This is a genomic window from Hydrotalea sandarakina (genome assembly GCF_003254115.1).
Classification (GTDB): domain Bacteria; phylum Bacteroidota; class Bacteroidia; order Chitinophagales; family Chitinophagaceae; genus Hydrotalea; species Hydrotalea sandarakina.
Genome location: NZ_QKZV01000004.1, coordinates 110152 through 131937 on the forward strand (window position 1 = coordinate 110152; position 21786 = coordinate 131937).

General features: G+C 34.0%; 17 protein-coding genes. 8 read left to right on the forward strand and 9 right to left on the reverse strand.

Annotated elements, in window-relative coordinates; genetic code table 11:
* Positions 1 to 51 precede the first annotated feature (51 nt).
* The gene (locus LX80_RS07570) at positions 52 to 666 is read left to right on the forward strand and encodes a MerR family transcriptional regulator (RefSeq protein WP_111294874.1); all 615 of its coding nucleotides are present in this window, start codon (positions 52 to 54) and stop codon (positions 664 to 666) included.
* Here the strand turns inward: LX80_RS07570 and LX80_RS07575 are convergent, their stop codons facing one another.
* Positions 667 to 1773: a mechanosensitive ion channel family protein gene (locus LX80_RS07575; RefSeq protein WP_111294876.1), complete on the reverse strand. Its 1107-nt coding sequence runs from the start codon at positions 1771 to 1773 to the stop codon at positions 667 to 669.
* Positions 1774 to 2229: 456 nt separating this feature from the next.
* Here LX80_RS07575 and LX80_RS07585 point away from each other — a divergent pair, with 456 nt between their 5' ends.
* The 3 genes from LX80_RS07585 to LX80_RS07595 all read left to right on the forward strand — a co-directional run bounded on the left by LX80_RS07585 (position 2230) and on the right by LX80_RS07595 (position 3899).
* Positions 2230 to 2727, forward strand: a complete 498-nt coding sequence (locus LX80_RS07585) for a hypothetical protein (RefSeq protein WP_111294880.1) — start codon at positions 2230 to 2232, stop codon at positions 2725 to 2727.
* A 101-nt stretch (positions 2728 to 2828) separates the two neighbouring features.
* A complete protein-coding gene (locus LX80_RS07590) occupies positions 2829 to 3365 on the forward strand; it encodes a hypothetical protein (protein ID WP_111294882.1) in 537 nt (178 codons plus the stop codon).
* 15 nt (positions 3366 to 3380) lie between these two features.
* Positions 3381 to 3899 carry a hypothetical protein gene (locus LX80_RS07595; protein WP_111294884.1) on the forward strand — a complete coding sequence of 173 codons (519 nt, stop codon included), beginning with the start codon at positions 3381 to 3383 and terminating at the stop codon, positions 3897 to 3899.
* 194 nt (positions 3900 to 4093) lie between these two features.
* On the opposite strand, the gene LX80_RS07600 is transcribed toward LX80_RS07595, so the two are convergent.
* Genes LX80_RS07600 through rsfS form a run of 4 tightly spaced genes read right to left on the reverse strand, consistent with a single transcriptional unit; the run spans position 4094 to position 8053 of the window.
* Complete coding sequence (locus LX80_RS07600; protein ID WP_111295167.1) at positions 4094 to 4852, reverse strand: UDP-2,3-diacylglucosamine diphosphatase; 759 nt, start codon at positions 4850 to 4852, stop codon at positions 4094 to 4096.
* Between the two features lie 21 nt (positions 4853 to 4873).
* Positions 4874 to 5512, reverse strand: a complete 639-nt coding sequence (locus LX80_RS07605) for a LutC/YkgG family protein (protein ID WP_111294886.1) — start codon at positions 5510 to 5512, stop codon at positions 4874 to 4876.
* Between the two features lie 3 nt (positions 5513 to 5515).
* Positions 5516 to 7600, reverse strand: a complete 2085-nt coding sequence (gene ftsH, locus LX80_RS07610) for an ATP-dependent zinc metalloprotease FtsH (protein WP_111294888.1) — start codon at positions 7598 to 7600, stop codon at positions 5516 to 5518.
* 45 nt (positions 7601 to 7645) lie between these two features.
* On the reverse strand, positions 7646 to 8053 hold the full coding sequence (gene rsfS, locus LX80_RS07615; protein WP_111294890.1) for a ribosome silencing factor: 408 nt from the start codon (positions 8051 to 8053) through the stop codon (positions 7646 to 7648).
* 158 nt (positions 8054 to 8211) lie between these two features.
* On the opposite strand from rsfS, the gene LX80_RS07620 reads away from it, so the two are divergent.
* Together LX80_RS07620 and LX80_RS07625 are read left to right on the forward strand one after the other, a co-directional pair.
* Positions 8212 to 8988 carry a biotin--[acetyl-CoA-carboxylase] ligase gene (locus tag LX80_RS07620; RefSeq protein ID WP_245898015.1) on the forward strand — a complete coding sequence of 259 codons (777 nt, stop codon included), beginning with the start codon at positions 8212 to 8214 and terminating at the stop codon, positions 8986 to 8988.
* 4 nt (positions 8989 to 8992) lie between these two features.
* Complete coding sequence (locus LX80_RS07625; RefSeq protein WP_211307728.1) at positions 8993 to 9241, forward strand: CBU_0592 family membrane protein; 249 nt, start codon at positions 8993 to 8995, stop codon at positions 9239 to 9241.
* A gap of 134 nt (positions 9242 to 9375) precedes the next feature.
* On the opposite strand, the gene LX80_RS07630 is transcribed toward LX80_RS07625, so the two are convergent.
* The 4 genes from LX80_RS07630 to LX80_RS07645 all read right to left on the reverse strand — a co-directional run bounded on the left by LX80_RS07630 (position 9376) and on the right by LX80_RS07645 (position 18456).
* Entirely contained in the window at positions 9376 to 10818 is a 1443-nt protein-coding gene (locus LX80_RS07630) for a PAS domain S-box protein (RefSeq protein ID WP_146250420.1), read from the reverse strand.
* Positions 10819 to 10838: 20 nt separating this feature from the next.
* Positions 10839 to 11258: a response regulator gene (locus tag LX80_RS07635; protein ID WP_111295172.1), complete on the reverse strand. Its 420-nt coding sequence runs from the start codon at positions 11256 to 11258 to the stop codon at positions 10839 to 10841.
* A gap of 138 nt (positions 11259 to 11396) precedes the next feature.
* Positions 11397 to 15755 carry a PAS domain-containing protein gene (locus LX80_RS07640; RefSeq protein WP_111294894.1) on the reverse strand — a complete coding sequence of 1453 codons (4359 nt, stop codon included), beginning with the start codon at positions 15753 to 15755 and terminating at the stop codon, positions 11397 to 11399.
* 106 nt (positions 15756 to 15861) lie between these two features.
* Positions 15862 to 18456 (reverse strand): PAS domain-containing sensor histidine kinase, encoded by a 2595-nt coding sequence (locus LX80_RS07645; protein ID WP_111294896.1) that lies wholly within the window; start codon positions 18454 to 18456, stop codon positions 15862 to 15864.
* Positions 18457 to 19291: 835 nt separating this feature from the next.
* Here LX80_RS07645 and LX80_RS07650 point away from each other — a divergent pair.
* Positions 19292 to 19672 (forward strand): YidH family protein, encoded by a 381-nt coding sequence (locus tag LX80_RS07650; protein WP_111294898.1) that lies wholly within the window; start codon positions 19292 to 19294, stop codon positions 19670 to 19672.
* A 76-nt stretch (positions 19673 to 19748) separates the two neighbouring features.
* Entirely contained in the window at positions 19749 to 21557 is a 1809-nt protein-coding gene (locus LX80_RS07655) for a glycoside hydrolase family 2 protein (RefSeq protein WP_111294899.1), read from the forward strand.
* Positions 21558 to 21786 lie beyond the last annotated feature (229 nt).

The window sequence follows — 21786 nt, forward strand, 5'->3', positions numbered from 1 at the left end:
TTTTATTAACCCATCTTGAATGCTTTTACGAAATGTTGGTAATTTTACAGCATGGCTGCACAACAGTTAGATTTATTTGGAAACCCGGTTCCTGAAAATAACGGAAAAGGCAAAGTAATTTTTGCCAACAACCAAATTCAGGTAAAAATTAAACAAAAAACGGCTCCTGTAAGTTCATCTGTTGTTGAAACAACAAACACCACGGATGCACAAAATACTGAAATAGTCTCAACCGCCAATGCCCTACCGTTAGTAGAGACCAATAAATCCAAACGGGGAAGAAAATCGCATAAAGTGTTATTAACTTCTGCAGAAGCCATTCAGTTACCTGACGATGCTACATTGCAGCAAAAATTATATCATCCAATTGGTGATGTTGCCAAGTGGTTTAATGTTACCACCTCATTAATTCGTTATTGGGAAAATGAATTTGATATTTTAAAACCAAGAAAAACCCGAAAAGGGGATAGGTTATTTCGTTTTGAAGACATAAAAAACATTGCGTTAATTTATTATTTACTACGCGACAAAAAACTAAGTATTGAAGGCGCTAAACAATATTTAAAAGCGAATAAAAACAAAGCCAACGAACAATTTGAATTGGTACAATTACTGGAAAAAATGCGTAGTTTTTTATTGGAAATTAAAACCAATTTAGAAAGCTAATCATGATGCATTGTCGCTAATATTCTTTACATGCACCTCTGTATTGGCTGCAGCCAAATCAATACCCAGTTCTTGTACTTTTTGAATACCGAATAAATTCACTCCTTCACACAATAATAAAAAATCACTGTATTCCTGTGGCATCTTTACGTAATACAACGCACTAATAATATGGGCTTTTTTTCCTGCATCTACCAAATTAACCATACAACTGGCAACTTGCGAATTTTGTTGCAAATACGCACGAATGGCGTTTAATAAATCTTGTATTTGTTGCGATGTAGTGGTTAATCCCAACTCCATGCGCAATTCAGCCATACGTTGAGTAGTAAGGGTAACATTATCTACCACACTATCTACCATTTGTTTATTTGGAATTGTTAACAGTGTTTTTCCGGCGGAACGAATTTTAGTACTACGTAACCCTATTTTTTCAACCGTTCCGGAAAAGCTTTGCACTTTCACAAAATCGCCCACCCGAAAAGGTTTATCAAAAAATATAATAAATGAAGCAATTAAGTTTTCAATACTTTCTTTTGTGGCAAATGCAACAGCGGCACCAACTAAACTTAATCCCGTTAATAAACCGCTTACATCGCGGTGAAAGGAAAATTTCAACACCATTAATACACCTGCCAACACCAACAACACCTTCAAAAAATCTTTAAAGAATAATAATATTTGCCTATCACCCGCTTCTTTTGATGCCAAGGCCTTATCGGCTAATATGATGGCAATAAAATCAATTACTCTCAGGCAAAGCCAAATAAAAACAATAATGAGTGATGCATTGGTAAGGCTATCAATAGCTTCGTAAAAAGTTACTTTATATATGCGGAAATCAAATTCTTTGGGAAAGTTTAAAGCATCAAAAGCGGTAAAAGCTATAAATAAAAACAAAAACAATTCTAAAGGCGGTAGAATTAAACTAATAAATGCTTCGCGATGATAAACCTTACCTTTTTTAGAAAACAAACGATAAATAATACGAGCCAAATACTTGGAAATAAAGCGTTTTACAATAAACGCCAAAACAATAGTAGCCAATACCACCAGGTAACTGCGCACACTATTGCCCCCAATTATTTGTTGTAAAAACTGCCTCATAGTAACTGTAAAACTAAATGGAATAAGTAATAATAGTTTACTAATTATAATAAAATTTATTGAAAAAATATCATCTTTATTTTCGTTATAAAACTAATTTTCATTAATCGCATCATTTAAAAAAGCTAATATGCCCCCCGCAATTAACTACTACAATAAAAATTCATAGTATAAAAGGCAAGAGTCCATTTATAAGCAAACTAGCGATTACTATGTTATTCGTTAGCTTGTTATTTGCATCCTGCACAAAGTATACTTATCCCATTAGCTACAAACAGCAATCCTCCTTTTTTGAAAGGATTGATTCTTTAAGAAAGTTTTATAACATACTTAATGGCGGTTTAGCCAATGATGCATTGTTAAATAATACAATAACTCATTTTAAAGATTTTGATGTTAAAACGATTTAGTACCTCTGATTGAATATAAATATGGAAAGGCCTTTGGGATGTTAGTTTGGTATTAGAAGACAAAAATGGCACATTTACTGTTGTTACTCCGATTATTAATGCTGAAAATAAAGTAACCGCTTTGATATTTGGATCGGCTAGAAACAAAGATTACAGCTATTTTAGATTAATAGATCGAAATACACCCCAGTTGCATTTAACAGAATATGGTGACAAGAAAGCTACAATATTTACAAAAGCAACTTTGTATGGAATTTTTAATGTTCTGGAATCTAATTGGAAACATGCTATACATATTCTAAGCAATAGAAGTGAGAATATGCCTATTGGCACAATGAGTAATAATGGTATAAGTGAATTGCATGTTGCTTCTATTCAATCTTGTTGGGATTATAGTTATACATATGTAGAAGCAGGCTATAATTCTGTTACTGTGATTACAAGACAATGCCAAAGCAATGCTATGTATATTGATAATAGCGCAGGTAATTCCGGCTTGGGGGCTGCCACGCCAATTATGGAGTGGTGGTGGCGGTGGTGGTAAAAGTGCTATTTCAATACCCAAGAATAGTATAACAGATGTAAGAAAAAACTTGCAGAATCCTTGTTTTAAAGCAATTGCAGATCTTATGAATAAATAATAATTTGCAAAATATTGTAACAAATATCTTACAAAAAACTTTTAATGTTAGCCCCAAAATTCATCTTACGCTTGCTGAAAGTAATTATATTGTCAACCTAAATGGAAGACCAGTCGCTGCTCAAACACAATCTCAATATGATTCCTCTAGCGGAGTTTTAAATATTACCACTTACATCCGAATAGATCAAATAGACCCTGCAGCAAGTCAGGAGTATAAAGCCAGTTTATTAATTCATGAAATTGTACATGCTTATATATTCACACATCCTGAAGTATTAAATGGGTTAACGCAACATGCTTATATGTTACAGAACTATATTGATGGCATTTTGGGTCTTTGCAAACTTTCTTTCCCTCTAACTTCGCAACAAGCAGCCAGCCTAGCCTTAGGTGGATTAGGGGATGATATGACCGGTACACAAGCTTTCGCTGATGCGTTAACTAAATATGGATTTACAACTGATAATAACAGTAATAATTACCAATTTTATTTACAACAATTTCAATATGGCACAATAGGAATACATTGCAACGACTAAATATTTTCAAAATTTATGAGACAATCAATAATAAAGTGCAAATACCTAATTATTATTTCTTTAGCAAGTTGTGTGTACATTCAAACATATGCCCAACCAATTAATAGGAAAAATTTAAGGGAAACAAAAAAATTTTTGAAATTTATTAGAGCTACAGAATTCAATGGATATAACTTTTTAAAGATTGAAAATTATTTATGTAACAAAAATTTATTTTCAGGTGTAATATTATCTGGCAATGGCACATATGGCTTATCGAATGAAGAAAAAATATTTTTGCAAAAACATTTTAAGGATACTTCAAAATATATTATTAATAAACATTTTTTGAAAAATATAGAATTTGTTAATGAAAATGACAGTAATTATTGGAAGCTATCAAAACCTATTTTCCTAAGAAATTATTCTATTTGCATATTTTCTTTTGAATCAATTATTAAACCAGAAGGCTCGGAGGAGTGGACTTATATGTATAAAAAAGAGAATAGGAAATGGAGTAAATTATTCCCAATGGCGGAAATTAGGTATTACTAAAGCATGCATTTAATAAATTTGGTGAGCATGTATTTTAATTTAAAATATTTATAGCCAACCATTCGAATCAATCTAAAAAGTAAAAATGTAATTTTACGTACTGTGTTTTCGGTTTTAATTAAAATTCTTTATTAATTTTTTATTTATTTTTTACTTTATAATTATTATTCTGCAAAAAAACTCAACCCTTCTAATTATTCTTCCCATTTTTTCAAATCTACCTTTGTGCCATCAAACACAGCATAGGTAAAATATTGAATCCAATCGCCAAGATTAATGTAACGGCTATTGTCATTCAATGCAAAATCAATAGGTAAGTGGCGGTGACCAAAAATAAAATAATCGTAATGGTGTTTGGCCAGCATTTCTTTACAGTAAGTAATTAGCCACTCGTTTTCTTCACCCAAAAAATGATCTTCGCTGCTACCGGTTTTAGCACGGCTTTTTCTACTTAAATAATTTGCCAAACCCATACCCCAGGTGGGATGTAATTGCCCAAATAACCATTGGCATAAACGATTACGAAAAATTTTTTTGATAAACTTATAACCGTAATCTCCGGGACCTAAGCCATCTCCATGGCCTATATAAAATGTTTTACCATTCCATTCATATACTTTGGGCTCAAAGTAAACCGGTATGTTCAGTTCTTTTTGAAAATAATCTTTCATCCACATGTCGTGGTTTCCCACAAAAAAATGTACAGGAATACCTGCATCGGTTAATTCGGCCAATTTACCTAATAAACGTGTATAACCTTTGGGTACCACAGTTTTATATTCATACCAAAAATCAAAAATATCGCCAACAATAAAAATTTCAGCAGCTTCGTCTTTAATATTATTTAAGAATGCCACTACTTTTTTTTCACGCACCAAACTACTGGCATAATTGGGTGCGCCTAAATGAAAGTCGGAAAGAAAGAATATTTTTCTATCGGGAAAATCGTTCATGTTGTTGAGCATAAAAAGGGTTTAACCTGCCGCATCTACCAAAAAACAAAATACTTCTTTGGGTCCATGTACACCTACAACTAAAGTTTTTTCAATATCGGCGGTACGGCTAGGACCGGTAGCAAGGCTTACCAACGATGGCCAATTGCCGTTATACTTTGTATTTATTAATTGCAGTCCATCTTTCACATCAAACACCAATTGGTGTGTGTAAGCAATACAAATGTGAACAGGCGCATAAACACTTACTGTGCGCCCACTTTCGCCGGCACTGCTTAATAATATACTGCCGGTTCGGGCAATTAAACTTTCGCAACCTGTAATGGCTGCTGCACAATTATGTAAGTCGTTACTTTGAAGATGATTAAAACCGTTGTGCTGCAAGGTGTTTATCCATTGCTGTTCATTACAAAACAGTTGTGGCCAATTACGAGTATTGACTAAAGTTTGTAATTGTTGTACCAGTTCCTGGTGGTTGGCACAAAATGAAAAGCGACCGGATAATTGCGTAAAGTTTTCGGCAAATAATATTTCTAAATCGTCGGGTTTAACAAATTCCGGATCACTGCCTTCTGTTTCCGGAAAGGGAACAGGCACCGGTTGCGCCAGTGCCTGCCGTATTTTTTTTAGTATGTTTTCTTTTGCAGAAGATACCTTCATGGTTTAAGCCTCTTTTTTTTCTGCTTCATTATTGCTTGAAATACCATCTCCCGAAACGGCCGGCATATTGGTTGGAGGAACTCCGCCAATGGGATCGGGTTCAACGGGATTATCTAAAATTTTCTTTTCGTCAAATGGACGTTTGCCTATTAACTCTTCCACATCACTTTTGTGTAGCACTTCTTTATCTAATAAAGCTTTGGCTAATTTTTCAACTTCAGCTTTCTTCTCTGTTAATAAATCAAGTGTTTTTTTATAGGCCTCATTAATAATGTTGCGAACAGCTTCATCAATCATTTTGCCGGTTTCTTCACTGTAAGGTTTTGTGAAGGTGTTTTCCTGAGCAGGATCGTAGAAACTTACATTACCAATTTTATCATTCATTCCATATACAGTAACCATGCTGTAAGCAATGCGCGTTACTTGTTGTAAATCATTTGAGGCGCCGGTTGAAATTTTACCAAAGAAAATTTGTTCGGAAGCTCTACCACCCAATGTCATACAAATTTGATCCATCAACTGGTCGGTGCTGTATAAGTATTGTTCTTTAGGTGTGTATTGCGCATATCCTAATGCAGCGGTGCCACGGGGCACAATGGTTACTTTTAACAATGGATATGCATATTCCAAGAACCAACCACAAATAGCATGACCGGCTTCGTGGTAAGCAATAATTTCCTTTTCGTGCGGAGCAATAATTTTATTTTTCTTTTCCAATCCGCCAATTACCCTATCAATGGCATCTTGAAAATCAATCATTTCAACTGCAGTTTTGTTTTTGCGTGCTGCAATTAAAGCTGCTTCATTACATACATTGGCAATATCAGCACCTGCAAAACCGGGTGTTTGTTCGGCCAATTTATATATATCTAAACTTTCTGATACTTTAATAGGGGCTAAGTGAACTTTGAAAATCGCTTCGCGGCCTTTTAAATCGGGTTTATCAATAGTAATTTGTCTATCAAAACGACCGGGGCGTAATAAAGCGCTATCCAATACATCGGGGCGGTTAGTGGCAGCCAAAATAATGATACCTGAATCACCACCAAAACCATCCATTTCAACCAACAATTGGTTCAAAGTATTTTCACGCTCATCATTGCTCATAATGGCATTTCTTCCACGAGCACGACCAATAGCATCAATTTCATCAATAAATATTATACAAGGTGCTTTTTCGCGGGCTTGCTTAAACAAGTCGCGTACACGACTGGCACCAACGCCTACAAACATTTCCACAAAATCACTACCGCTAAGGCTAAAGAAAGGCACTTGTGCTTCACCGGCCATGGCTTTTGCCAAAAGGGTTTTACCGGTTCCCGGAGGTCCAATTAACAATGCCCCTTTTGGAATTTTACCACCTAATGAGGTATATTTTTTGGGATTCTTCAAGAAATCAACAATTTCCATTACCTCAACTTTGGCTTCATCTAACCCGGCAACATCGGCAAAATTGATATTTACTTTAGAGCCTTTATCGAAGAGTGTAGCTTTTGATTTTCCGATACTGAAAATACCACCGGCACCACCGGCACCACCGGCACCACCACCCATTTTACGCATGAATAAAATCCATACACCTATTACCAAAGCCATTGAAATGAGTGTACTGAAAATAGGGCCGCCAAACCAGTCGGCATCATCGGTTGGATAAGTGGGAACTTGTTGTACATCCGGGTGTGTTTTGTAGAATTGATCCATTTGATCATTAAACACCTTCCAATCAGTTACTTTAAATTCAAATACCGGCACATTTTTAAAGTCGGCAGGATTTAGTTTGCGTTTGAATTTTTCTTCATAAAAGGGTTTAGTAAGGCTATCGGGTTTAATGTAAACACGAACCAATTCTTTATTTCTAACCAAATCTAATTTCTCAACATCACCTTTAGCCAACATATTTTGTTCCATGTCTTGTTGGCTAATTTTTGCTGATTCGGGTGTAAACCTTCCCCAAAAAGTTGAACCAATTAAAATGGCAAAAACTATCAGGTAAATCCAATAGATATTGAATTTGGGTGTTTTTTTATTTGGGTTACCGTCACCTTTATCAGAAAATGGAAATTTAGGTTTATTATCTTCTTGTGCCATATAATTTGCGCTTCAATTTTAAGTTTTTCTCTGTCAAAATTAGGGTTATTCTTCGCTGTGTGCCATAGCAGGCGCATCGCTCCACATTTCTTCCAAGCGGTAAAATTTGCGAGCATCGGGCTGCATAATGTGCACTACCACAGTTACATAATCAATTAATATCCAATGAGCCAAATGCTGACCTTCCTGGCGATAAGGCAATTCATTGCAAATTTGTTTTACTTGGTACTCAACAAAATCAGCTATTGCTTTTACCTGCGTATTACTGGTTGCTTCACAAATAATGAAAAAGTCGGCAACCGCTTCCGGTATATTCCTTAAATCCAGGCTGGTTATTTTTGAACCTTTTTTTTCCTGGATGGCGCTAATAATTGTTTTAAAAATTTTTGAATTCCGGTTAAGCCGCGAAACCTTTGAAGTTTTTCGGTTATTAATTGCTGAAAGAGGTGCCAATAATCAGATAAATTTTAGTGAAAAAATGAATTTTTAGTTGAATATAAATAAAACAATTGAACTTTAAAACAGTTTAATGCAAATTGCGATTGCATTTTTGAACTGTTTGGTTACACCAAATTGTTCATTTATATATTTGTGTCAAAAGTAACAATCTTTTGTCATCTAACAGCATTATACCCACCATTGGAGAACGCCTGATTGAACTTAGCAGTATCGACAGTACCAATAACTATGCCCTTCAATACATTAAAAACAATTTGGCGGAACACGGAACCGTAATTTTTGCCCATGAACAAACAGCTGGGAAAGGACAAAGAGGCAAAAGTTGGGTAACAGCCCCTAACAGCAACTTAACTTTATCGGTTATTTTAAGCATGCGCTTCTTGTCATTACCGAAACAATTTTATTTTAGTGCGGCCATGGCTTTAGCAGTTCAACAATTTTTTAACAATTATACAGCCAATGAAACTGTCATAAAATGGCCAAATGACATTTACTGGAATGACAGGAAGGCAGGTGGCATTTTAATTGAGAACAGCATTTCGGAAAAAGGTATTTGGAATTGGGCTGTGGTAGGTATTGGATTAAACATTAATCAAACCCAATTCCCTGATTGGCTACCTAACCCCGTATCACTAAAACAAATTACCGGCAAAACATTTAATTGTAAAGCATTAGCTATTGAACTTTGTTACTATTTACAAACTTATTTTGCATTGCTCCGCACCGGAAACTTTCAACACATTTTAGCATTATATAATCATAATTTGTATAAAAACAACTGCCGGGTTACTTTGAAAAAAAACAATGAGTTGTTTGAAACCAATATTATTGGTGTGAATGAAGAAGGACTATTAATTACAAAACGAGATGCAACCACCCAACTGTTTAGCTTTGGGGAGATAGAATGGGTTATTCCAAAAAAACAATAGCTGAATGATGAATTTTACTTTTGCCGATTTGGTAGGCTTTACGGGCGTTTTATTATTACTGTTAGCCTATTTTATGCAACTAAGTAATATTATAAAAAAGGATAGTAAGTGGTATATTGTTTTAAATGTTGTTGGTGCCGGACTTTCGTGCTTAGCCAGCATTTTAATACATTATATTCCTTTTGTTATTTTAGAATTTACCTGGATGCTGGTATCGTTTTTCCCTTTATTTCAAAGGCCTAAAAAAGCCTAGCTCAATTTGCTGAAGTAAACAGGAAGTTTGTTCAGAAATATTCATACCGACTCTCAAACAGATGAAACACTATGATTTTTTTTATAAATTATGAAACATATATTGAAGCTGCTTCACAAAAGCACATTTACTATTTAGAATGACTTGGCAGAATGTATAATATTATTAATTGGGAAAATAAAGGTGAATGACACACCTTTTTGTTGATTATTTTGTACTTGAAATTGACCACTTAACAAGGCTGTTCTCCGTTTCATTGACAAAAAGCTACTTTGCCTTTCTAAAACATCTTCAGAAATTCCCACACCATCATCGGCAAATACAATTTTCATTTTATTGTTTTCATTAAAAACATACAACTCGGCATGGCTGGCTTTAGAATGTTTCAATAAATTATTAAAGCATTCCTGTATTATTCTATAAATGTTAAGTTGTGCATTAAAATCAAAATAAGGCTCAACTGAAAAATCAAAATCGTAAATAATTTTAGTACCACTGGCTTCAGATATATTTCTGATTAAATCGGCCAAGCCTGCAAATAAACCATTATCAATTAGTGCTTTGGGGCGAATATTGCTCACAATATTTTTACAATCGCGAATAGATTTTTCCAGCAAATTATTAATGCTTTCAGCAATGGCTGCATTTTCTTTCTCCATTGTGTTTTTAAGGAAAGAAAAATATACTTTCATTGCAATTAAATTCTGAGTTAGTCCATCATGTATTTCTGCGGCAAATCTTTCACGTTCCTGTTCCTCTATGGAAACAATATTGGCATAGGCCTCTTCTAATGATCGTTTTAACAATGTTTGCTCTGTTACGTTATGTGCCACCATCAATACACAAGGAATATTGTTGTAATCAATATCAGCTAAAAGAATATTTACCAATAATTTATTGCCGGATTTGGTAATATGATTATAAACAACTTCTTGCTTTGTTTTTTCGCAATCAGAAAATTTATTTTTGCAGCCATTTAAAAGTTTTTCAAATTCATTTTTAGCAAACAAGTTGGAAATAATCATTTGCAAAAACTCTTCATGCGTATATCCGTATGTTTTTTCAGCAGCTTCGTTTACTTCAATAATTTGCAAAGTTTCAGGATGATATACCCACATGGGTTGCGGACTAAGCTGGAATAAACTGCTGTATTTTTTTTCGGATTGTTGCAGCAGGTTTACCACTTTAGTGCGCTCAATGGTATAAACAATACTTTTATAAATTGTATCAGGTTGCAAATCATCTTTCAACAAATAATCCGCCACACCAAATGAAAGTGAGGTAACACTAAACTGTATATCGGCATAACCGGTTAGCACAATAACAGGAATTCCTTTTGATAATGCAACTACTTCTTTTACTAATTGCTCACCATGTTTATCAGGCAATGACAAATCGAGTAAAATGGCTTGAAATGAATTTTCAGCTTGCAATAAATTAGCAGCTTGTTTAAAAGTACTGGCACGAGTAATTAATACTTCGTCAAACCTATCCCGTAAGTATTCATCCAATAAAATAAAATCGCCTGAGTTATCTTCAATTACTAAAAGGGAAATGGATTTAAAGCGTTTTTGCATATTTGCCGAAAAAGTTTTTTCTACGGTAAGGTAACAATGTTCATCCAAAAGTTTTCAATTTCTTTTACGGCATTTATAAAATCTTGTACATCAACCGGTTTTGTAATGAAACAGTTTGCGTAATTCTTATAGGCCGTTTCAATATCTCTTTCTGCAGAAGAAGTAGTTAGCATTATAACCGGTATTTGTTTTAAGTTTTCGGAGTTTTTAATGAATTGTAATACCTGATGCCCGCTTTTTTTAGGAAGATTAATATCAAGTAAAATTAAATCGGGTAATTCTATTGACAAATTTGCAGAATCACTTAAATAATCAATAGCAGATTTCCCATCTCTAACAACACTTATCTTTTTAACTAAACGACCTGAGCGCAATGCTTCTGTTGTTAGTAATACATCGCCTTCATTATCCTCAACCAATAAAACATGCAAATTTTTCATGGGCATGAATTTATGATAAGTAAATATAGAAAATATATTCCATTAATTAAAGTAATATTTGATATTTATTTTTTAAAACTTTAGGCGAAGTAGATTATTAAATTTCAAACCTGAGTTGTAAAAAAAATTGAAAATACATTAAGCCATTTCAGGTAGCCATACATAAAAAATGCTTCCTTCATCAGGCTTTGATTCAACCCAGATTTTTCCGCCTAAATGGTCAATAATTTTCTTAACAATGGCTAAGCCAATACCCGTTCCGGAATAATGTTCCTGGGTGTGTAATCTTTGAAAGATAACAAATATTTGTTCTAAGTATTCCGATTCAATGCCAATACCATTGTCGGCAACAGTAAATAACCAACCTTCATTTTCAGGAACTGCATTTATGACAATTTTAGGCGGTATATTGGGTTGGCGATATTTAATGGCATTATTGATTAAATTATTAAATACTTGAATTAAACTGCTGCGGTAATTATAAATTTGAGGCAAATCACCAATTTGTATGATAGCGCCGGACTCTTCCATTTGTGTTTTTTGCATAGCACAAACTTCCTGCAGCAGTTGATTCATGTTTATTGTTTCTTTTTTGGTTTTGATTTTTCCAATTTTTGAAAATTCTAATACATCTAAAATTAGCTGACGCATACGTTTGGCGCCATCTGTAGCAAAATGAATATATTGTTTAGCCTGTTCGTTTAATTGATGTTGATATTTTTGTTCTAACAAACTTAAGAAGCTGGTAATCATTCGTAAGGGTTCTTGCAAATCGTGTGAAGCCACATAAGCAAATTGTTCCAGTTCACGGTTACTTACAGCTAAATCGTGAATATGTTGTTGTAAAGAAAGTTCGTTGGTTTTTTGTTGATGAATATCTTGAATACTACCGTAAATTTTTACGCATTTGTTTTGAACCCATTCGGAACGGCCAATACAACGTACCCATTTTTGTTTACCGGTATAAGTTGTAATTAAAAATTCATCGTCAAAATCAACAGCGTTCTGTATAAGCTGTTGAATGGATTGTTCAATTTTTAATTTATTCTCGCCATTAAAAAACTCATAACCTTTCGTAAGGGCAGGCACATAATTTTCCGGTACTTCAAATATTTCACGGGTAATTAACGACCAATACATACTATCGTTACTTTCATCTATCAAATTCAGCTCCCAGCTTCCTATTTTCGCCATTCGCGATGTACGTTTGGCCAACTCTTGCAAATTGTGTTTCTCGGTAATATCCATTATTATTGAATCCCAAACTATTGACCCATCTGCACGTTTTTGTGGATTACCAAATCCTTCATGATAATGTAAAGTTCCATCAGGTAAAACATGACGAAAACTTGCATGCCATGGTGTTAAATGCGTAGCAGATTCTATGATAGATTGTTTTACCAATTCAAAATCACCGCCTTGTTTTATACCTTCCCAAACCAATTGTATATTATCCATGCATACTTGTGGCGATAACTGCCATATTTTATAGGAACCTTCAATTACAAATAAGAGTTTATCTGAGCCATTAGGTTTTAAATGGTATTGATAAATAACACCCGGTGCATTGTTGGCAATATTCTTTAACCTGCTTTCCATCATTACCCGATCATTAATGTCCTGAATACTACCAAACACACGAATGGTGTTCCCATAATATGTTTCACATTTGCCAATAATTCTTACCCATTTTTCATTCCCTTTTTGGGTAACGATGGGCACTTCTAAATCGTACGACATTGCTTTTTGAACGGCATTATTAAATGCTTCTTTTACGATTTTCTGATAATCGGGGCGGTAAAATTGTAAGGCTGAATTTTCATCAGGTACATAATTAGCCGGCACTTCATGAATGAGTTGAGTCATCTCAGACCATTTGAGCTGTTTTTTTCTGATGTCATATTCCCATGCGCCTACTTTAGCCAATTGATTAGCTGTTTGCAATAATTCCTCAAGCTGCAGAATTTCGGTAATATCGCGCCCATATACAAACAATAAATCCTGTTCACCATATGCGAGTGATGTTTTCCATGATATAGAAAGATATTGTCCTGCACTTGTACGGTATCGATTAATGAAATTATTGCTTTGACTTATTGCAGTTGCATTTTGTAAAAAGTACTGTTTTGTTGTAAGTTCATCATCGGGATGAACAAATGCGGTAAAGGGCTTTGTTGTAAGTTCATGTTCAGAATAACCTAATGCCTTGCAAAAGGCCTTATTAACTTTTATAAAATATCCATCAGGTGCCAAAATGGCCAAATAATCGTTTGCTGCATCAAAAAACAACTCCAATTGTTCTTCTTGTTGCCTACGCCTGATTTCACCACCCAAAAATTGCCCTAAAGGTTTGTAAATTTTATACTTTATATCTTTAATGTGAATGTTGTTGGTTGAAGCTAACATTAGCACCCCTATAAATTCATTTACATCGAATAATGGAATAGCCAAAGCCGATTGTAATTGTACCTGTTTAGCACTTTCTCTTCTAATAAAAAGTTTGTTTTCAGTTATATTATCTAACACTTGCCACTGCCCGGTTTTCCATACCAAACCCGGAATACCTTCACCCATTTTCAATTGTTGTAAATCTTTTGAATGGACATGAAATTGAGCAAATTGATCATTACTTGCATAGGCAGAAGCTAACTGCAATACATTTTTCCGATAATTCAACAACCACAACTCAGCAATTTGAAAAGTGCCATAGTTTGCTAAATAGTTTAATACCTGCAGCATTTGTTGTTGCAGGGATGCTTGAGACTTAAAGAAAAGCCCTATTTGCTGTTGTACACTTTGCTGTAATTCATTTACTTTAGAAGCAGATATATCGCGCAATACGCCAATCATTCTAATGGGTCTGCCGTTTTCATTTCGAATTAAGTAACCAATTTCTTCTACATAAACAAAAGCCCCATCAGCACGTTTAAATCTAAATTCTTTTTTCCAGCTGTTTTGATTTTTATCGTTTAAAAAATCTTCCCAACTGTTTTGATTCATTTCTGCATCGTAAGGATGCATTAACATTGCCCAATCAATTAACCGAAATGTTTTATTTGATTTTTCAAATCCAAATATTCTATAAAAACTGTCGCCCCAATAAAAAACATCATTTACAACATCCCAATCGTACAAAGCATCATTGGTGGCTTTATTGATGAGTTGGTACCGTTCATTGTTTTTTTGAATATGTTCAATATATTCGAACTTAACCAATAATACACTTAACAAACGTTGCGTACGCGTTATGGCCTGTGTTTCGAGTGGCGACAAACCTTTTTCACTGTTAAAGTAAACTAATAAATTAGCAATTATACTGCCTGAAGAATTTAAGATAGGTTGTGCCCAACATGAGCCTAAGCCAAACTGCTGAGCAAGGCCGGTGAAATTAGCCCAGCGGGCTTCCGTTAAATTTTGAGTGTGAACAGAAGTATGCTTAAAGATATTTTTTTCGAATTGGATACCCGATTCATCGCCTACCAATGTTCCATTAACAGCATCAATGTAGTTTTTAGGCATGGAAGGGGAAGCAATATTCAACAATTTTCCTTCATCAATTTTTACAACCGATGTTTTTAAGTTTGGAAAAATTTTTTCAAAATCAGTTAAATAAGTTGAAAGCAAATGCTCTACCGTTATATTTTCGTTAAAGCTTAATGCCATTGCATTTTTTTCAATTTTATCTAACTCTTTGTAGTAGAACTCGGCAGTAATATCTTGAATGGCACCTACCACACGAATAGGCTGTCCTTTTTCGTTTCGCTTAATAATAGCCCTATCTCGAACATATGCATATTCGCCATTTAATTTTCTAAACCTAAACTCTTTTAACCACTTTGTTTCAGTTGTTTTAAATGCCATATGTCTAAAATCAGACAAAACAGCATCGCGCTCATCAGGATGATATAAAGAATTGAAGTATTCATTATTGTCTTTCAAATCTTTGCTTGCTGATGTGCCAAAATTTTCAGCAAAACCTTCGCCTAAATACATTTCATGCGTAACAGGATTATAATCCCACACACTTTCATAACCAGCCTGAAACACCATTTCCAATCGTTCATTTAACTCTTGCAAATGAAGTTTAGAGTAAATTTCATCTGAAACATCTTGAAAAACACCTACTAATTTTTCAGGTTGATTTTGATTATTGAAAATTATTTTTCCAAAAGAACGTATATGCTTGATGTTTCCATTTTTTGTAATAAACCGCTTTTGTATTTGATAGGCTGATTTATTTTTAATAGCCTCTTGCATGGTTTGAATGGCCAAGGCTCTATCATCAGGGTGAATAACTTCAACTCCTTTTTCAAATGTCACTTCAAATGCATTAGGTTCAAATTCTAACAGTTTAAATACACCATCGCTCCAATATAAAGCATTGGTAATAAGATTAAGTTCCCAGCTTCCGGTTTTAGCCAGCTCTTCTGTTTGCATAAGCAACAGTTTTTCACGGGCAACTATTTCATTATTTACACTTGACGATTCCTTTTGCATTCGAATGAAAATTTAGTGTGTGCTAAACCGGGAACTTGTTTCTATTGTTCAATTAACAAGTTAAGCATTTTTAAGAATAAAGCATATTGTTTATCGGGTGTAAGATTTAAAATTCAATTACAGAATCAGGTAAAGTAAAATAAAAAGTACTGCCTACATCGGGCTGTGATGTTACCCAAATTTTACCGCCAAAGTTTTCTATTATTTTTTTGGTAATGGCCAACCCAATACCACTTCCGCCGTATTCATCTTTACTGTGCAAGCGTTGAAAAATAACGAATATTTGTTGAAAATATTCTTGGTCAATACCTATTCCATTATCTTGTACACTAAATTGCCATTCATTATTTTGACGGGTGGCATTAATTTGAATAATGGGGGGCTGATTGATTTTACTGTACTTTAATGCATTTTGTATCAGGTTTAAAAACACCTGGCGAACTGGTGCTTTAGGTAAGAAAAGTTCCGGCAAACTATTATATTGAATGTTTGCTTGCTTTTGTTGAATTTGTTGTTGATATAGCAACTTAATTTCTTCAATAACATCTTTAATAGCAATATTTTCAGCTTTATCATGTATGCGCCCAACCCTTGAGTAGGCCAATAAATCTAATATAATTTGGCGCATACGGGTAGCCCCGTCAACAGCAAAATGTATATAAATTTTTGCTTGTTCATCTAACTGCTTAGAATATTTCTTTTCTAATTGTGTTAAAAAGCTGGTAACCATTCGAAGGGGTTCTTGCAAATCGTGCGATGCAACGTAAGCAAACTGTTCTAATTCTGCATTGGAAGCGGCCAATGCAGCGGTTTGCTTCTTTAAATCATCATTTAATAATTGCAGTTGTATGCCTACTTTTTTAACATCGGTAATGTTCTTTGCATAGCATGCAACTCCTGTTATTTCACCACTTGACGACTTAATGGGGTTTAAGGTTACCAGATTATGACTTACATTTCCTTCAGAATCAATAAATGATTCTTCTAAACTAAAAGATTCACCCATTAATGCTCGGTGATAATACATTTCCCATTTTTCTAATTGATTGCTGTTGAATGCATCTTTCAAAATATATTCACCTTCATTTAACGGCGAACCGGTAACATTTTCTATAAATTTAAGAAATGCTGTATTGGCAGCAATTAAATTTAAATGTACATCAACAGACCAAATAAAATCTTCAGTGGCGTTGATTAATGCATGTAAGTTTTGCTGTATTCTTTTTATTTCATTGGTGTGTTGTTTTTCGCGAGTAACATCGCATGATGCACCAATTATACGAATGGCGTTTCCATTTTTATCGCGAATTATATAACCTCGGTCGTAAATAATAGCATAGGTGCCATCTGGTTTAATTAAACGATATTCATCTTCCCAGAAATTAGCATTAGGATTTTTGTACAGCTCAGCCCTGTCATCACTTATCCGTTTCCAATCATCAGGATGAACATGAGTTGCCCAAAAGGGATCAACTTCTTCCGGTTTCAGTTTTTCATAACCCAAAAGTTGTTCCAAAATTTTTCCCGGACGCGTAACGGTATTTTTTTTCAAATCCCAATCCCAAATGCAATCGTTAGTAGCTTTGGCTAATAAATCATAACGTTCCTTACTTTCAGCAATAGCTTGTTGACTTATTATTTCTTGTGTAATATTTCGGAAATAAACCGACAAACCAATTGGCGTTGGGTACACACTTATATCAAACCATTCTTGAAGTTCATGATAAAAATCTTTAAAATGAAGTGATACTTTCTCATCCATGGCTTGATGATAATATTTCCAGGAATCAGAATGCTGATAATTCTCAAAAACAGTCCATAAATTTTTACCAATAATATTTTCTTTCTTAACCTGCAATAACTGTTCAGCCATTCTATTCCAATATGTTACTTCCCATTTTTTGTTAACTGCAAAAAAGCCATCTCCTATACTTTCTAAAATAGTATTCCGCTCTTCATATAATTTCAGTAATTCAAGCTCTGTTCTTTTTCTTGCATCAATGTCTTGAAAACTGCCATATACCCTTATACACTTGCCATTTTCAAACTCACCGCGACCTATGGTTCGCACCCATTTGTAATTTCCTTTATGCGTAATAATTTCCAATTCTTCATCCCAAGGTGTGCCTTTTTCTATACAATTGTAAACGCGCTGTGCAATAACTGACTGGTTTTTTTCACCATTAAAATAACTGATACCAGTATGTAAATCCGGTTCAAAATCCGGTGACACTTCGCGAATTTTTTTGGTTATGGGCGACCAATACACTTTGTTATTGATTACATCAATTTCAAAACTGCCTATTTGCGCCAGCTCGTTCGATTCATCGAGTAATGTTTGTAATTTTCTTTGTTCGGTTATATCTTGAACAATACCTAAAACTTGAATTAAATTTCCTGCTTCATCATACACCAATTTACCAGTTGATTGCACATATATAATTTGCCCATTTTTATGAATATACCTTGTATGGGTACTGTAAGGTTGTTTATTGTTTAATGTTGTTTGAAACAATGCTAACGCCGCAGCTCTATCGTCAGGATGAATAATGTTTAAAATATTATCAATATTTAATATTAATTCATTGGGTTCATAACCTAACAAGGCATATAAGCCATCAGACCAAACAAATTCTTGGGAAGCGATAATATACTGCCAAGTACCAAAACGCAATAACTGCTCAGCTTCGTTCAACAACATTTTTTTGTTTATTAATGATGGGGTTAATGATTAAGGGTTAATTTTTTCAGTTTATAATTCAAGTTTCACCTTCACCAATTAATTGGTATAGTAGCCAACTAATATCTAAGCTTTAAATCAAAAGGTTTTTTTCATATGCACTTTTTTTTACTATTAAAAATTACTCTCGGCACAATTTTTAAACCTCAAAATATACTTAGATATTTTCAAGGGAAAACAGAATTCCTGAATTCGAATTTCAATATTTTGAAATAAAACATTACCTAAAGAAAAAGAAAGTTTCATTAAAGAACTTGTCTTTGGCGATAAAAGAATATTGGCCATACTATTGATTAATTATCTGAATATGAAATGTAATTAAGAACTATTTGTATAAATATACAGATTGGCTAACAAAAAAGGAAATAAGATATGTACTATTTTCCTCTTTTAATTAAAAAAGTATTGATTTTCTATATGATTTACTTAAGAAAGCTTTTTGTAATAAAAGAATATTTTATGGAATTCAATTGGAGAAAATAACCTAATTAATGGAAAATGATTCATGTAAATCCGGAAATGAAAATGATATTACAAGAAAAAGCTGCCTAACCTTGGCCATTGGGGTACATTTATTTGCTGATTGACCTTGTTTTTCAAAAAACTAATCAATAAAAGGAATTTCAAAATTAGGCTGTTGTTACACCAAGTGTATTGTTATTGCAACATTATTTGTCCTTCATAATATAATATCCAACTGAAATTAATACAAATCAGGCTGTAGAAGTTGTAACTTGTAAAATGTTTAAATTATTAATAGAAACCTTTTTCAACCTTTTTTTTGAACGTTTTATTTATGCAACCAACAACCCATAATCAAAATACTGCTGACCATTTGGCCAACGAACGTACTTTTCTTGCATGGATACGCACAAGCATTGGCATTATGGCATTCGGATTTGTGGTAGTAAAATTCAGTTTGTTTGTAAAACAAGTTTCATTAATTCTGGGAAAAAATACCACTACTCCTTCAGGAAATTATTCCGGCATCATCGGCATAATAATAGTAGCTGTTGGTGCAATAGTGCTGCTGTTATCGTATATCCGTTTTAAAAAAATAGAAAAGCAGTTAATAGCAGGTCAGTACAAGCAAACATCAAACTTAGTAAGTGTTCTAACTATTGCAATTTTTATAGTGAGTATTTTATTATTGATATATCTAATAAGTAGTATTTAATATTGCTCAAATTAATTTCCATAGGTATAATCTATGTTAAATCAATAATTCATTTTTCGTCAATAAAATCTATTATATGTCGTTAAAGAACATTAAAGTAATTATTAAAATTGCAAGTTTACTGGTGATAAATATTTTAATAACTCACTCAACACATGCACAGTGGTTAGTAGCTAATGTTGCAGGAAGGCATGTACAAAGTTTAAATGGCAGTTGGGCTGTAATTGTAGATCCGTTTGATGTGGGCGAAAGCAATTGGAAACCCATATGGAAAAACCAACATGCAACGGGAGCACATGATTTTTATGAATATGCATTTGACGATGCTATTAATTTACAAGTACCCGGCGATTGGAACTCACAACGGAATGATTTGGTATATTATGAGGGAACGGTGTGGTATAAAAAAGATTTTAACTACGAGCCTAAAGCCGGACAACGCAGCTTTTTATGTTTTGGTGGTGCCAATTACATAACCGACGTTTTTTGTAACGGAGAAAAAGTAGGTAGTCATGAAGGTGGCTTTACCCCTTTTCAATTTGAAGTAACCAATAAATTGCACACAGGTAAGAATGAAGTTATTGTTCGCGTTAATAATCAAAGAAGGGTTGATGGAATTCCTGCTTTAAATTATGATTGGTGGAATTATGGTGGTATTACACGAGATGTTGATTTGGTAAGTACACCCACTCAATATATTCAAGATTATTTTATACAGTTAAAAAGAAATGACACTTCGCATATTACCGGCTGGGTGAAACTTGCAGGAGTTAGCCATCCTACCCAATTAACCATACATATTCCCGAATTAAACTTTAAATATACTGCACAAACCAATGATTCCGGAAAAGCAAATATTTCGTTTACAGCACATCCCAAATTGTGGAGCCCAACAAATCCAAAATTATATAAGGTACAAATAACAACCGACACAGATACAATTAGCGAATTGATAGGTTTTAGAACGGTTAGTGTAAAAGGTACCAACATTCTTTTAAATGGAAAACCAATTTTTTTGAGAGGCATTAACATACATGAACAAATACCACAACGAGCCGGGCGGGCTTATTCTGAAACTGATGCGAATATGCTCTTAACATGGGCACAACAATTAGGTTGCAATTTTGTACGCCTTACCCACTATCCACACAATGAACACATGGTACGTATGGCCGATAAAATGGGAATTTTGTTATGGGAAGAAATTCCACTTTGGCAGGGAATACAATTTAGTAACCCCGTTATACTTGCAAAAGCCAACAGATTATTAGATGAAATGATTGAACGCGATAAGAACCGCAGTGCTATTATACTTTGGAGCTTATCGAATGAAACTACACCTTCGGAAAGCAGAGATACCACTTTAAGGGATATGGCAGCGCATGCTCGTTTAATGGATCCAACCCGACTTATTACTTCGGCATTTAATCATGTTGCATACAAAGGCAATACCGTTACCATTGATGACAGCCTGAGTAAGGTGTTGGATGTAGTGGGTGTAAATGAATATATAGGCTGGTACACACCTTGGCCTGCTGAACCTCAAAATATGGTTTGGAAAAATCCATTTAATAAACCGCTCATCATGTCTGAATTTGGTGGCGAAGCCTTGTATGGCCACCATGGTTCTAAAGACACTGTCAGCAGTTGGAGCGAAGAATACCAGGAACAATTGTATAAAAATCAGGTAGCCATGTTTCAAAACATTCCTTTTTTAGTTGGTACTACTCCCTGGGTATTGGCCGATTTTCGCTCACCCGGACGTTTACAACCCGTTTATCAACAAGGCTGGAATAGAAAAGGATTATTATCAGACAAAGGCTATAGAAAAAAAGCTTGGTACATTATGCAACAATACTATAAGCAAAAAGAAAATAATCAATAACAAATATGCATTTTTTATAGTATCAATCAGTTAGTATGATTAATTTTTTCTGACAAAAAAAAGAGGACGCCAAAAAAAGCATCCTCGTATTCCTATTTACCCCTCAACTAAAACTTCATCAACATTATGCAAGTTTTAGAAAGTTTTATTTACTACATGCGTTCGTAAAATGATTTTTAAATTGTAAATATTTTTATTGTAAAAAAGTAGAAACTAGTTGTAAAACATT